Source organism: Flavobacterium daemonense, assembly GCF_007341385.1.
GTDB classification, from domain to species: domain Bacteria; phylum Bacteroidota; class Bacteroidia; order Flavobacteriales; family Flavobacteriaceae; genus Flavobacterium; species Flavobacterium daemonense.
Genome location: NZ_VJYD01000001.1, coordinates 370,768 through 384,068, shown reverse-complemented (window position 1 = coordinate 384,068; position 13,301 = coordinate 370,768). Strand labels below are relative to the sequence as shown.

Here is a 13,301-nt window from a genome sequence, read left to right as displayed (position 1 = left end):
GTTTTTTTTTCAGACTTCAATACCTTGAAACCTGAAACGTTAAACCTGAAACTTTTTAACCTCCAACTCTTTTGGTTTTAAATCCTTTTTCTTTTAAAATCGCCATGATTTTGTCGCGGTAATCGCCTTGAATAATAATTGAAGCATCTTTAAAAGTACCGCCAACACTCAATTTTGTTTTGATTTCTTTCGCTAATACTTTAAAATCTTCATCAGATCCTTCGTAGCCTTCAATAATCGTAGTTGCTTTTCCTTTTCGTTTTTCAAATTTACAGATCATAGGTTCTTTTTGAACATACAAAACATGCTCTTCGGCCTGAATTTCCTCAGGTTCGTTTGATTCTACGTGATCTGGAAATAAGTTTTTTAATTGATCTTTAAAATCCATAATTTTTTTTATTCTAAAAAATAAATCCCAATAAATATAGTGCATAAAAATCAAATTCCAAACTCCAAGTTGAATTGGAATTTGGAATTTTTATTGAAATTTATTTAAGTTTTTTTATTTTTTAATCAAACCTAAATCTACTAAACGTTCGTATAGGTAATCGCCCGCTGTAATGTCTTCAAATTTCTTAGGATTTTCAGCATCAATACAGTTTTCAAGACAATCCAAACGCATATCGCTTACTGGGTGCATGAAAAACGGAATAGAATAACGTGAAGTTCCCCATAATTCTCTCGGTGGATTTACCACTTGGTGAATTGTCGATTTCAATTTGTTGTTGGTATGTCTTGACAACATATCACCAACATTAATTACTAATTCATCATCTGCCGCGATAGCATCAATCCATTCACCGTCATGATTTTGAACCTGTAATCCTTTTCCTTGAGCTCCCATTAAAAGTGTGATCAAGTTGATGTCACCGTGAGCTGCTGCTCTAATCGCGTTTTCTGGCTCAACAGTAATAGGAGGGTAGTGAATTGGTCTTAAAATTGAATTTCCGTCTTTTGCGTACTCGTCAAAATAAAATTCATCTAAACCTAAATGTAAAGCTAGAGCTCTTAGTACATAAACACCTGTTTTTTCAAGCATTTGGTACGCTTCTTTACCAACTACGTTAAAACGTGGCAACTCTTTTACTTCAACGTTTTCTGGATATTCTGACGCGTATTTTGAATCTTTGTCAACATACTGGCCAAAATGCCAAAACTCTTTCAAATCTCCTTCTTTTCGTCCTTTAGCATGTTCTTTTCCAAAAGATACATAACCTCTTTGTCCGCCAATACCAGGAATTTCATAATTATGCTTAGTTTCTATTGGCAAAGCGAAAAATTTTCTAATTTCGCTATAAAGCTCGTCTACTAATTGGTCGTCAAGAAAGTGACCTTTTAGGGCTACGAAGCCAATGTTTTCAAATGCACTGCCGATTTCATTTACAAATTTTTGTTTACGTTTCGGGTCGTCCGAAAGGAAATCACGTAAGTCTACACTAGGAATGTTTTGCATACTTTACATTTTTTATTTAAAGATGAAAGGTGTCGAAAAACCTTTCAGAAACAAAGGTAGAGAATATTTTAGAATTGAATTTTAAAAGTTATATTAAAATTGAAATTTCATAACAAAAACAAATAAAATTGTTATAATTTTCTATATTTGAAACACTAAAAAACCTAAACTCAATGATCTTTTACAGACAAAACTTAACCGATTCTCAATTACTTGATTTATATAAAAAAATTCTCAAACCTCGATTAATCGAAGAAAAAATGCTGATTCTGATTCGTCAAGGAAAAGTATCAAAATGGTTCTCTGGAATTGGCCAAGAAGCTATTGCGGTTGGTGTTACAGCTGTATTAGATGAATCTGAATATGTATTACCAATGCACCGAAATCTTGGTGTTTTTACAACAAGAAACATTCCGCTTCACCGATTATTTTCGCAATGGCAGGGAAAAGCAAATGGTTTCACTAAAGGAAGAGATCGCAGTTTTCACTTTGGAACGCAAGAATATAAAATAATCGGAATGATTTCACATTTGGGTCCGCAATTAGGTATTGCAGACGGAATCGCATTAGCGGATAAACTTCAGAACAATAAAAAAGTAACTGCTGTTTTTACTGGAGAAGGAGCAACCAGTGAAGGAGATTTTCACGAAGCGCTGAATATTGCAGCAGTTTGGAAATTGCCTGTAATGTTTGTCATCGAAAATAATGGCTACGGACTTTCGACGCCAACAAACGAACAATATTTATGTGAAAATCTTGCAGATAAAGGCATAGGTTACGGAATTGAAAGTCATATTATTGATGGTAATAATATACTTGAAGTTTTCAATAAGCTTTCAGAGTTAAAAGAGCAAATGCAAAATGATCCGCACCCAGTATTATTGGAATTTAAGACTTTCAGAATGCGCGGTCACGAAGAGGCGAGTGGCACTAAATACGTACCGCAGGAATTAATGGACGAATGGGCTGCGAAAGATCCTGTAACAAATTATCGTCAATATTTGACTGAAAAAGAAATTTTAACAGCCGAATATGACGAACAACTTCATGCTGAAATAAAGCAAGAAATTGATGAAAATTTAGCCATTGCAAATGCTGAACCTGAGATTGTCCCAACTTACAGTGGAGAATTAGATGATGTTTATAAAGATTTTGAATATAAAGAATATACGCATGGTGACGAAGTAAAAAATATTCGTTTTATAGATGCTGTCCGAAATAGTTTAGAGCAGTCTATGTGGCGCAATAAAAACTTGGTGATCATGGGGCAAGATATTGCTGAATATGGTGGTGCATTTAAAATTACGGATGGCTTTGTGGATGCTTTTGGGAAAGAAAGAGTCCGCAACACGCCAATTTGCGAAAGTGCGGTCGTTTCAACCGGAATGGGATTATCAATTAACGGTTATAAAGCCATTGTCGAAATGCAATTTGCTGATTTTGTTTCAACTGGCTTCAATCCGATAGTGAATTTGTTGGCAAAATCACATTACCGTTGGGGTGAAAAGGCCGATGTTGTGGTTCGAATGCCTTGTGGCGGTGGAACTCAGGCGGGACCTTTTCATTCGCAGACAAATGAAGCTTGGTTTACCAAAACTCCTGGGTTAAAAGTGGTTTATCCGGCGTTTCCCTATGATGCAAAAGGTTTATTAAATTCTTCTATTAATGACCCGAATCCGGTTTTATTTTTTGAACATAAACAATTGTATCGCAGTATTTATCAAGACGTTCCAACGGATTACTACACCATTCCGTTAGGGAAAGCGGCAGTTTTAAAGAAAGGAAATGCAGTTACCATTATTGCTTTTGGAGCGCCAGTTCATTGGGCTTTAAACACACTCGCAAAAAATCCAGAAATTGATGCTGATTTAATTGACTTAAGAACATTGCAACCTTTAGATATCGAAACTATTTTTGCATCGGTTAAAAAAACTGGGAAAGCAATTATTTATCAGGAAGATACCATGTTTGGTGGAATTGCAAGTGATATTTCGGCTCTAATTATGGAAAACTGTTTTGAATATCTGGATGCTCCGGTAAAAAGAGTAGCTAGTTTAGATTCGCCAATTCCGTTTACAAAAGCATTAGAAGATCAGTTTTTGGCAAAAGACCGTTTTGAAGAAACTCTTTTAGATTTATTGAAATATTAATCCTTTGTGTATACTATTAAACACATAGAAACATAGGATTTAGATGTGACTAAGAAAATAAAAAAGAAGCCTAGTTTCTAACGCATAGCTATGTTTGTTAATAAAATTGAAGCGCCTTTTGCAAGTCTACAAAATCTATGGTTCTATGTATTAAATAATTAAACTTATTTGGATAACCACACAAAGACTTAGTGTTTTGAAGAAAGAACATTTTTTCTATCTTTAAATCGAATAAAAACCCCAATTATGAAAAAACTGTTTGTTTCTGTTTTTGCTGTTTCATTACTTTTTTCCTGTAATAAAAGCAGTAAAACGGCGGTTGATAAAGCTTTAAATGAGAAGTTTGACCACTATAAAAATAATTTTGTTGACAATTTATGGAAGTTGTATCCGGGCTGGGCGTCTGGAGTTGGTTTTCATAAATATGACAGTCTTTTAGTTGTTCCAAATGCAGACCAGAGAAAAAAAGAGCTTGACTTTGCAAATACACAATTGGATTCTTTGAAAAACTATAATTTTGAAAGTTTGTCAGATAATAATAAGACCGATTTTCAGATGATCAAAAATCAACTAGAAGGAACTATTTTCAGCATCAACGAATTAAAATCTTCTGAATGGAATCCCGCTGAATACAATGTTTGTGGCGTTTTCGCAGAAATTTTAAACGGAAAGTATGATTCTTTAGATATTCGTCTTCATGCTTTTAACATTAAAATGAACAATATTCCGGCTTATTATGAAGCTGCAAAAAAGAATATCAAAAACCCAACAATCGAACATACGGACCTCGCAATTGACCAAAATATTGGCGGTTCGGCTGTTTTTGAAGGAGAATTAAATGATGCTTTGAGCAAAAGCAAACTGAGTCAAGCTGAGAAAAAAGAAATTCAGGATAAAGCTAAGGTTTCTGTAAAAGCAATTAAAGATTATGCTGAATGGCTGAAAAATATGCCGAATAAAACGCCTCGTTCTTTCAGATTAGGAGCCGACTTGTTTGCGAAAAAATTCAATTATGACATTCAGTCAAGTTATTCTGCCGATGAAATCTATAAAATTGCCGTTGATCATAAAAATGATCTTCATGATAAAATGTTTGTTTTGGCTGATAAACTTTGGAAGAAATACAACGAAAACAAGCCAAAACCAGCAGATAAACTAGATTTGATCAAACAAGTTATTGATAAGATTTCGTTGCAGCATACAACGCCAGAGAAATTCCAATCGGAAATCGAGAAACAAATTCCGGAGCTTACTGCTTATGTGAAAGCAAAAGATTTATTATACATTGATCCCTCAAAACCTTTAGTTGTTCGCAAAGAACCGGCTTATATGGCGGGAGTTGCAGGTGCCTCAATTTCTGCTCCGGGTCCTTATGACAAAAATGCAAACACCTATTATAATGTAGGAAGTATGTCTGGCTGGAATGCTGAAAATGCAGAAAGTTATCTGCGTGAATACAACGATTATATTCTTCAAATTTTGAATATCCACGAAGCGATTCCTGGGCATTACACGCAATTGGTTTACAGCAATCAGTCGCCAAGCATCATCAAATCTATTTTAGGAAATGGCGCAATGGTTGAAGGCTGGGCAGTTTATGCAGAAAAAATGATGTTGGAAAGCGGTTATAAAAACTCTGATGAAATGTGGTTGATGTATTACAAATGGAATTTGAGAACAACCTGCAACACGATTTTAGACTACAGCGTTCATACAAAAGATATGGCTAAAGAAGACGCCATGATTTTACTTACCAGAGAAGCGTTTCAGCAACAAGCCGAAGCAGAAGGGAAGTGGAAGCGCGTAACTTTATCGCAAGTGCAATTATGTTCTTATTTTACAGGATATACTGAAATTTACAACCTAAGAGAAGAACTTAAAAAGAAGGAAGGCGATAAATTCAACCTGAAAAAATTTCACGAAAAATTCTTAAGTTTTGGAAGTGCTCCAGTAAAATATATTATAGAATTAATGCTTTCTGAAGAGTAAAATTTGCAACTATATTTAATAGAAAAAAGGCTTGATAGGATTTATTTCCTGTCAAGCCTTTTTTCATTTTTACATTTTGAGTGAATTTAAAAGATAAATAGAATAATTAACCACAAGCTTGTCATTTCCCATTTCTCGAAATGACAAACAGCGTGGATAATTGATATTTGTAAAAAATCCGTTTTATCCGCGTTTTGCTTTAGCAATCCGCTATATCCGCGTCTGAATTATTTTTTAAATAACAACTACCAATCGTTTTCCGTCAGAAACTTCTTTTGCCCACATTTCTTCAATATCAATAAGATTTCCTGTTTCAATATTAACTTTCAACTTATTCTGAGCTGCCAAAAGAAACATTTCGGGAAGAATTTCCGAAAACAATAATTTTACTTCATCTTTTGTCCAACTTCCTAAACCAGAACCTGATAATTGTAGATCGACGCTTCTTAAAATACCTGCTGATAATTGAATAGTATCGCCCGACATTCCGCCAATATTTACGTAACGAACTTTATTCGAAAATGAGCCATTCCCTTTTAGTGACATCAGAATCATTTCGGCTGAATGCCCCCACAAATAATCCAGAATAATATCTATTGGTGTATTGGAATGAATTTCTTTAATCTGTTTGATAATTTTTTCATCATCTTGCTTTAGGGAAATAATTTCATCTGCGCCCAATTCTAGTAATTTTGGAAATGTTTTTTCATTTCTTGCAGTCACAATTATTTTTTTTGCTCCGTAATGTTTTGCAATCTGAATAGCCATTTGACCTGTAAAACCAGCTCCGCCGTTTATTAAAACAGTTTCTCCGGCTTTTATTTGCGCTCTAAATTTGAGCGCCATTGCCGAACCCGCAACTGCATTTGGCATTGCAACGGCCACTGAATCACTAATTTGTTCAGGCAACGGTACAAAAATGTTTTTATCTATAATTGTTTTCTCTGCCATTGTACCGGTAATGCCACGAGCATAAACTCTCGTTCCATTTTCTAATATACCCACACAATCACTACTTACGACAAATCCGTTTTTACTTATTTTTTCAGATGAATAATGTTTGCCACTGGCTTTTCCTTTGTCTAAATTTGTGATAGCTACTGCTTTTACAGAAACTAAAAGTTCATTTTCATTTTGTGGAATGGGAGTTGCAAATTCTACATATTTTGGCAATTCGCCTTTTTTATAAACTACTGCTGCTTTCATAATTATTAAATTTTATGAGGCAAAGTTCGGAACTCGAATTTTGGCAGACGATAACATTTGTTATCAAATACAATTTTAACTTGTTGGGCGTGCAATTAATTCAAACACATAGAAACATAGATATAGACTGCTTAAAAGGCGTTTCACTTGTTTTTAAAAAAACATAGTTGCTATGTTTTAGAAACTAGTTTCTTTTCAAAGCTCTTTTCGACAATATAAATCTATGTTTCTATGTGTTTAAAAAAAAAGCACACTTAACGGTTAAAATATTAATCTTTTTTATGTACCAACTTGCTTTTTATTCGGCTTAAATGAACCGTAGTCACGCCAAGATAAGAAGCAATATAGTGCTGTGGAACACGCTGAATTATCTGAGGTCTTTCTTCAATTAAATTAAGATAACGTTGAGTAGGAGAGTCTTTTATAAAAGAAACAAAATATTTCATATAATCAAATGTTCTTTGAAAAAGCATATTGATTAACACATCACGAAGTTCTGGGATCTCTTTTATTTCTTCCAAAATTTTATCCAAATCATTTTTATGAATCCACCATAAAACAGAGACTTCAATAGTTTCGACTACAACCGGACTTGGCGTTTTTTTTATGAAACTTTCAATGGAAGCCACACTTTGATTTTCGAAAAAAAATTGAGTTGTTAAATCTTTTCCGTTATTATTGAACCAAACCCTGATGCAACCTCTTTCGATTATAAAAAGCTTTTTAGAAACTTCCCCCTCTTCTAAAAGGGTGGTTTTGGATGGAACCTCAATTCGATTAAAATAGTTTATGTATTCAAGCCATTTTTCATCGGTTAAAAGGAATTTATTTCGGAATTGATCGAACATTCAGTTTCAATTATTTTTTTATAAATTTTGCTATTCTAAAACTATTGGTCATCAACAAATATCCTAAAATAGATTTACAGAAAAAAAAGACGATCCATCCTGATTTTGGATAATCTTTGAACTGGGCTTTATCACGAAAGAAAACAGCAATTTCTTTTAATAAAATTGGAAGATTATCAATAAATATAAATCCTCCAATTACAATGAGAGCAATTGTAATTATTCTGTTTTCATTTGATTGTATTTCAATAGTTTCAGTTTCAAAACCTTTATCAAGTTTCAGTTTTTCAATTATCCACAGCGTTTTAAATAGAAAGAGTCTAATTATTACACAAAAAAATAAAACCGCAATCAGAATACTAGAAAATAAACCAACTAATTCTTTAGAATCACCATTTTCATAGAGAAAGTAAAGATTGGAAATTAATTCCGGTAAGACTGTTAAAGTTCTATATATCATCCATAATCCTAGTATTTTTATTAGGATTGTCCAAAATGTTCTTATTGACATTTAAAAGAGTTAATTATTTAGTTTCTAATTCAAACAACTGCACTTGATTTTTCAATCGATCGATCAACAAATTCATCATTCGTTTATTCAAACTTGAAGAATTCTGAATATACGTTTCATATTCTTCAATTGTAAAAAGTGCCATGACAATTCCTTTTAAGGAATTTCGGAACTTAATATCTTTTTGAATGGAATTTTCGATTGTCTGAAGTTTCTTTTCGACGGAATAAGAATAGAAATCGGCTTTGTTTTTATTGACGTAATTTATAAAAACAGCAATGAATAAATCATTTTGCAGTTTTAAAATGGGTCTGATGGTTTGATTTTGAAACAATTCGTCTGCCGAAGACTGAGCACTGACAGTTCCTAAAGTTTCTCCTCTAAATTCTCTTAAAAAATTATCTCTGTCTGCCATGTTTTTTCTTTAAATTTAGAAAAAATTACAATACAAAAATTAAATAAAGAGATAAGTTAGTTAACAAATTTCAAGTTTTAATTTTTAAATGTACTTTTAGCACTTATATGGTTTTAAAACTTTGTTATGAACAAAAACTCTTTGCTCTTTCTTCTTCTAATTATGATTTTGGTTATTTCTTGCAACTCAAAAGAAAATAAAACAGATTATAAAGAATTTGTTTATCGTGCCAGCAATCAAAAAGATACTGCTGTTTTGACGATTAAAATAAATGACAAACGCTTTTATGGTCGTTACGAAATTCTTTATCATCAGCTCGGGAAAGATTCTGGCGATGTTCGCGGCGATATTAAAGGAGATACCTTAAGAGGCGATTTTCATTTTATTTCTAATGGAGGAAGCTGGAAAAGAGTACCATTAGCTTTGCTTAAAAAAGATAAGAAACTAGTTTTAGGAAATGGGGTAGTGGGAACTTACATGAATCTTCCGTGTTTTATTCAAGGAACATTAAACTATAAGGATCCGAAGTTTGTTTTTGAGGAGATTAAGAAATAGTTCTTCTTGTTTCAAGTTTCAAGTTTCAAGTTCCTGCAGTTTGTCATTTCGACTGAAAGGAGAAATCACACAAGGAACTCCGCAAAGAAGGTCGCCAATCTTTGCTTATAAACTATTGTGATTTCTCCTTTCAGTCGAAATTACAATACTTTGTCTAGCTACTCGCGAAGATTTCTCGTTCCTCAAAGACAAACTGCAGGAACTTGAAACTTGAAACCTGAAACAAAAAAATCTATTCTAAGCTTCCAATCTTAGAAGGAAGTTCAAATATTTCTAAATCAAAATATTCTACAGAAGCCATAACGTGATCAAAAATATCAGCCATGATGTATTCGTAGTTTGCCCAGCGTTTGTCGCTTGAAAAAGCATAAATTTCTAACGGAACTCCATGCGCTGTTGACTGCAGCTGGCGACACATAATGTGCATATCTTTATTCAGTCCTGGATGCGTTACTAGATATTGGATAATATATTTTCGGAACAATCCTAAATTGGTCATATTGCGGCCGTTGAGAGCAAGTGTTTTATCAACTCCTCTAAGATCGTTATATTTTTCAATTTCGGCTTGTCTTGAATCTATATATGACGAAATCAGTTGGACTTTTTTCATCTGAGCCAAATCTTCATCAGTTAAAAATCGGATTGTACTGCTTTTTATCAAAACATGTCTTTTGATTCGGCGTCCGGCTGATTTTTGCATCCCTCGCCAGTTTTGGAACGAATCTGAACTTAAAGCGTAAGTTGGAATTGTTGTAATCGTATTGTCAAAATTTCGAACTTTTACAGTTGTTAAATTGATTTCGATTACGTCACCATCGGCACCAAATTTGTCCATTGTAATCCAATCGCCAATTCGAACCATGTCGTTTATCGCAACCTGAACACTCGAAACAAATCCAAGAATAGTATCTCTAAAAATCAAGATAATAATGGCCGAAAGTGTTCCTAAAATCGTCAGCAATTCGCCTTTTTTTATTCCGAATAAAGTCGAAATAATTAAGGCAACTCCAAAAATCCAGAGCACAATCATGATAACCTGAACAAAACTGTCGATTGGTTTGTCGCTGTATTCCGGTTTTTGCTTTAAATAATCACGAAGCGAATTAAAAATCGTACGAACTATCCACAATCCAAGCAAAACGATGTAAACACCAACAATTTTTCCAAAAATGGATTCCCAGTATTCATATTTATCTAAAATTACCGGAACGGCTTTATAAATAAAGAAAAACGGAATTAAATAAGCGGTGTATCTGGTGGTTTTGTTTTGAATTAAATAATCGTCGAATTTAGTTTTGGTGCGTTGCGCAAAAATCGCAGTCAAAGTCACTAAAACAAATTTGGCTGCATAATAAATAACATAAGCCAATGCCACCAAAATGGCAATATTAAAAATAAGACTGGTATAAGACGCTACGTTGCGGCTCATTCCCCAATCTCTAAAAATCGGATATAGAAAATTAAATATTTTGTCCAAAAGCTTAAGCATTTGCTTTATTTTCTAAATATTTTTTCTCGATGTAAAAAGTTCCAAACGGAATAAGAGAAGCAATTAAAATGATTCCGAAAGTTTTTAAATCCCAGTTCATTGATTTTCTCAATAAAAAAGCAAGAATAATGTAGCCAATAAACAAAACACCATGCGTCATTCCAAGCGGACGAAGCAATGTATGATAAAGTTCTGGATTGTTGGTTTTTATAATAAGCATATTAGCAAATAATACTAAGTACGAAATCCCTTCTAAAATGGCTGTAACTTTAAAAATCTTGAGCATGTAGATGTATTTTTTAAATTTATGACAGCAAAATTAAGTATTAGGATTGGTTTTTAAGTTATGTGTCAGAAAAGTAATTTATTTTTACAGTCTTAAACTTTGATAATGAGCAAACGCGATTTAAAAAAATATTTAGCAGAATTAAGCAAAGAACAACTGGAAGAACAGCTGATCGAACTGTACGAAAAATTTAGTCCCGTAAAGGTTTATTATGATTTTGTTTTTAATCCAAAAGAGGACAAACTTTTGCAGGAATCAAAGGTTAAAATTTCGCATGAATATTTCCCGATAAAAAAACCAGGAGCAAAATGGCGTCCAAAAGCAAAAATGCGTCGTTCGGTTGCTCAAAAAATCATTAAACATTTTATTTCTCTTGGCGTTGATTCTTTCGTAATTGCTGATTTGATGCTTTATAACATCGAAATTGCACAAACTTATTCGGATCAAAATTTTGTAAAGCAGGAATTATTCTACAAAAGCATGTTTAATTCATTTGAACAAGCAGTAAATTTTTTAATTTCTAACGGAATTTTAAATGAATATAAAGCAAGAATTATTGCAATTCAGGAACAGACTGTTGAACAAAAATGGAAAAACAGATACGATTTTAGTGCTATTTTGGACAAAATTGACTAAAAAATGTACTTCTCATAAAAAATCTTTATTTAAAAAAAACATTTATTTTAGGTTAAATTAAGATGAATAACTGTTTTTTCGGTGTATTTTTGCAAAAATCCAAAAATAAACAATGTCTCAAAACACTTTAGAAATAGAAAGAGAAGAGAAAAAAGAACTTTATGCATACCAAAAAGGCGATATTGACGCCATTTTTGACCGCCTAGACAATGCTCCTCCAAAACATCATTTATTGTATCAGTTGCCTACTGGTGGAGGAAAAACCGTGATATTCTCAGAAATTGTACGTCGTTATTTATCAAATAATGACAAAAAAGTGGTTGTTTTAACTCACCGTATCGAGCTTTGCAAACAAACGTCTAAAATGCTGAAAGGCTTTGGCGTAAGCAATAAAATAATCAACAGCAAGGTAAAAGAACTTCCTGATCAAAATGATTATTCTTGCTTTGTGGCAATGGTCGAGACGTTAAAAAACCGTATTAATGATGAAAAACTTCATCTTGATAATATTGGTTTGGTTATTATTGACGAGGCGCACTATAATTCATTCAGAAAATTATTAAACTCATTTAAAAACGCTTTTATTTTAGGAGTAACAGCAACACCTTTGAGTTCTAATATAAAATTGCCAATGCACCAGAGTTATGACGAGTTGATCGTTGGTGATACAATTGGTTCATTGATTGATAAAGGATTTTTGGCAAGAGCAACAACTTATAGTTATGATGTTGGTTTGACTTCGTTAAAAGTGGGTATCAACGGTGATTATACTGTAAAATCTTCTGATGATTTGTATACAAATACGATGATGCAGGAAAAATTGCTTCATGCATATACAGAGCGTTCTTTGGGTAAAAAGACTTTGATTTTTAATAACGGTATTCATACTTCATTATATGTATATGATACTTTTAGAGAAGCTGGTTACGATATTAGACACCTTGACAATACAAGCAGTTCTGAAGAGCGTAAAGATATTTTATCTTGGTTCAAGAAAACTCCAGATGCGATTTTGACTTCGGTTGGAATTTTGACAACTGGATTTGATGAGCCTACTGTTGAAACAATTATTTTGAACAGAGCAACTAAATCATTGACATTATACTTCCAGATGATTGGTCGTGGATCTCGTAAATTGCCTGGCAAAGATGAATTTACAGTTATCGATTTAGGAAACAACGCCGCTCGTTTCGGGTTGTGGAGCGAACCGGTAAACTGGCAGCATATTTTTAAATCTCCTGAGTTTTATCTTGAGAATTTAAGAGATGACACTGAAATCGAAATGTTCTTTAAATACAGCATGCCACCAGAATTGCGAGCAAAATTCAGCAAAACTGCCGACGTTACTTTTGATGTTGATGAAGAACACAAAATGGCAATAAAGCAAAATTTACGTTCGAAAATTGTTTTGGATAAATCGCTAGAACAACACGCTTCAATGTGTGTAGATAATACAGAAACGCTGCAGGAAGCAAAATCATTAGGAAAAGAACTTGATGATGATATTGAATGCCGTATCAAACGTTATGCAAAATGTTTGAGCCAATGCAGTAAAAACTACCGTGAATGGCTAGTTGACGATTATAAAAAGAATTTGACGTTATTGATTGGTAAAAAGTACCGCGAAAAAATCATGAACGAACCGGATTGATAATTGAAAAGTTTTATTTGTTTCAGGTTTCATGTTTCAAGTTATTGGAATCTAGAACATTATTTATAATTTTAAAGGAGAAATCGCATTTCAGAGTAATACATTCTATTGT

Annotated in this window: 13 protein-coding genes; 5 read left to right on the top strand and 8 right to left on the bottom strand. The window is 33.1% G+C overall.

The window, feature by feature from the left end; translation table 11 throughout:
- Positions 1-55: 55 nt before the first annotated feature.
- Positions 56-388 (bottom strand): translation initiation factor, encoded by a 333-nt coding sequence (locus FND99_RS01540; RefSeq protein ID WP_133523916.1) that lies wholly within the window; start codon positions 386-388, stop codon positions 56-58.
- A 114-nt stretch (positions 389-502) separates the two neighbouring features.
- Complete coding sequence (locus FND99_RS01535; RefSeq protein WP_144336237.1) at positions 503-1,453, bottom strand: isopenicillin N synthase family dioxygenase; 951 nt, start codon at positions 1,451-1,453, stop codon at positions 503-505.
- A gap of 173 nt (positions 1,454-1,626) precedes the next feature.
- On the opposite strand from FND99_RS01535, the gene FND99_RS01530 reads away from it, so the two are divergent.
- Positions 1,627-3,603 carry an alpha-ketoacid dehydrogenase subunit alpha/beta gene (locus tag FND99_RS01530; protein ID WP_144336236.1) on the top strand — a complete coding sequence of 659 codons (1,977 nt, stop codon included), beginning with the start codon at positions 1,627-1,629 and terminating at the stop codon, positions 3,601-3,603.
- Positions 3,604-3,849: 246 nt separating this feature from the next.
- Positions 3,850-5,592 (top strand): DUF885 domain-containing protein, encoded by a 1,743-nt coding sequence (locus tag FND99_RS01525; protein WP_144336235.1) that lies wholly within the window; start codon positions 3,850-3,852, stop codon positions 5,590-5,592.
- A gap of 234 nt (positions 5,593-5,826) precedes the next feature.
- On the opposite strand, the gene FND99_RS01520 is transcribed toward FND99_RS01525, so the two are convergent.
- From FND99_RS01520 to FND99_RS01505, 4 genes are all read right to left on the bottom strand, one after another.
- Positions 5,827-6,798: a quinone oxidoreductase family protein gene (locus tag FND99_RS01520; RefSeq protein ID WP_144336234.1), complete on the bottom strand. Its 972-nt coding sequence runs from the start codon at positions 6,796-6,798 to the stop codon at positions 5,827-5,829.
- 269 nt (positions 6,799-7,067) lie between these two features.
- Positions 7,068-7,646: a Crp/Fnr family transcriptional regulator gene (locus FND99_RS01515; protein ID WP_144336233.1), complete on the bottom strand. Its 579-nt coding sequence runs from the start codon at positions 7,644-7,646 to the stop codon at positions 7,068-7,070.
- Positions 7,647-7,656: 10 nt separating this feature from the next.
- Positions 7,657-8,106, bottom strand: coding sequence for a hypothetical protein (locus FND99_RS01510; protein WP_162615523.1), 450 nt, complete (start codon positions 8,104-8,106; stop codon positions 7,657-7,659).
- A 64-nt stretch (positions 8,107-8,170) separates the two neighbouring features.
- Positions 8,171-8,572 carry a glyoxalase gene (locus tag FND99_RS01505; RefSeq protein WP_144336231.1) on the bottom strand — a complete coding sequence of 134 codons (402 nt, stop codon included), beginning with the start codon at positions 8,570-8,572 and terminating at the stop codon, positions 8,171-8,173.
- 126 nt (positions 8,573-8,698) lie between these two features.
- On the opposite strand from FND99_RS01505, the gene FND99_RS01500 reads away from it, so the two are divergent.
- Positions 8,699-9,127: a hypothetical protein gene (locus FND99_RS01500; protein WP_144336230.1), complete on the top strand. Its 429-nt coding sequence runs from the start codon at positions 8,699-8,701 to the stop codon at positions 9,125-9,127.
- Between the two features lie 232 nt (positions 9,128-9,359).
- Here the strand turns inward: FND99_RS01500 and FND99_RS01495 are convergent, their stop codons facing one another.
- Both FND99_RS01495 and FND99_RS01490 read right to left on the bottom strand, forming a co-directional pair.
- Positions 9,360-10,616 carry a mechanosensitive ion channel family protein gene (locus FND99_RS01495; RefSeq protein WP_144336229.1) on the bottom strand — a complete coding sequence of 419 codons (1,257 nt, stop codon included), beginning with the start codon at positions 10,614-10,616 and terminating at the stop codon, positions 9,360-9,362.
- On the bottom strand, positions 10,609-10,902 hold the full coding sequence (locus FND99_RS01490; RefSeq protein WP_144336228.1) for a DUF3817 domain-containing protein: 294 nt from the start codon (positions 10,900-10,902) through the stop codon (positions 10,609-10,611). The genes FND99_RS01495 and FND99_RS01490 overlap by 8 nt, the downstream gene beginning before the upstream one ends.
- 105 nt (positions 10,903-11,007) lie before the next feature.
- On the opposite strand from FND99_RS01490, the gene FND99_RS01485 reads away from it, so the two are divergent.
- On the top strand, positions 11,008-11,538 hold the full coding sequence (locus FND99_RS01485; protein ID WP_144336227.1) for a DUF6155 family protein: 531 nt from the start codon (positions 11,008-11,010) through the stop codon (positions 11,536-11,538).
- Between the two features lie 112 nt (positions 11,539-11,650).
- Positions 11,651-13,189 (top strand): DEAD/DEAH box helicase, encoded by a 1,539-nt coding sequence (locus FND99_RS01480; protein ID WP_144336226.1) that lies wholly within the window; start codon positions 11,651-11,653, stop codon positions 13,187-13,189.
- Positions 13,190-13,301 lie beyond the last annotated feature (112 nt).

Bases quoted from the DNA above. Each gene is read 5' to 3' on its own strand.
- FND99_RS01495 (WP_144336229.1), bottom strand. From the start codon at position 10,616: ATGCTTAAGCTTTTGGACAAAATATTTAATTTTCTATATCCGATTTTT.
- FND99_RS01535 (WP_144336237.1), bottom strand. From the start codon at position 1,453: ATGCAAAACATTCCTAGTGTAGACTTACGTGATTTCCTTTCGGACGAC.
- FND99_RS01530 (WP_144336236.1), top strand. From the start codon at position 1,627: ATGATCTTTTACAGACAAAACTTAACCGATTCTCAATTACTTGATTTA.
- FND99_RS01525 (WP_144336235.1), top strand. From the start codon at position 3,850: ATGAAAAAACTGTTTGTTTCTGTTTTTGCTGTTTCATTACTTTTTTCC.
- FND99_RS01515 (WP_144336233.1), bottom strand. From the start codon at position 7,646: ATGTTCGATCAATTCCGAAATAAATTCCTTTTAACCGATGAAAAATGG.
- FND99_RS01510 (WP_162615523.1), bottom strand. From the start codon at position 8,106: ATGATATATAGAACTTTAACAGTCTTACCGGAATTAATTTCCAATCTT.
- FND99_RS01490 (WP_144336228.1), bottom strand. From the start codon at position 10,902: ATGCTCAAGATTTTTAAAGTTACAGCCATTTTAGAAGGGATTTCGTAC.
- FND99_RS01485 (WP_144336227.1), top strand. From the start codon at position 11,008: ATGAGCAAACGCGATTTAAAAAAATATTTAGCAGAATTAAGCAAAGAA.
- FND99_RS01505 (WP_144336231.1), bottom strand. From the start codon at position 8,572: ATGGCAGACAGAGATAATTTTTTAAGAGAATTTAGAGGAGAAACTTTA.
- FND99_RS01500 (WP_144336230.1), top strand. From the start codon at position 8,699: ATGAACAAAAACTCTTTGCTCTTTCTTCTTCTAATTATGATTTTGGTT.
- FND99_RS01520 (WP_144336234.1), bottom strand. From the start codon at position 6,798: ATGAAAGCAGCAGTAGTTTATAAAAAAGGCGAATTGCCAAAATATGTA.
- FND99_RS01480 (WP_144336226.1), top strand. From the start codon at position 11,651: ATGTCTCAAAACACTTTAGAAATAGAAAGAGAAGAGAAAAAAGAACTT.
- FND99_RS01540 (WP_133523916.1), bottom strand. From the start codon at position 388: ATGGATTTTAAAGATCAATTAAAAAACTTATTTCCAGATCACGTAGAA.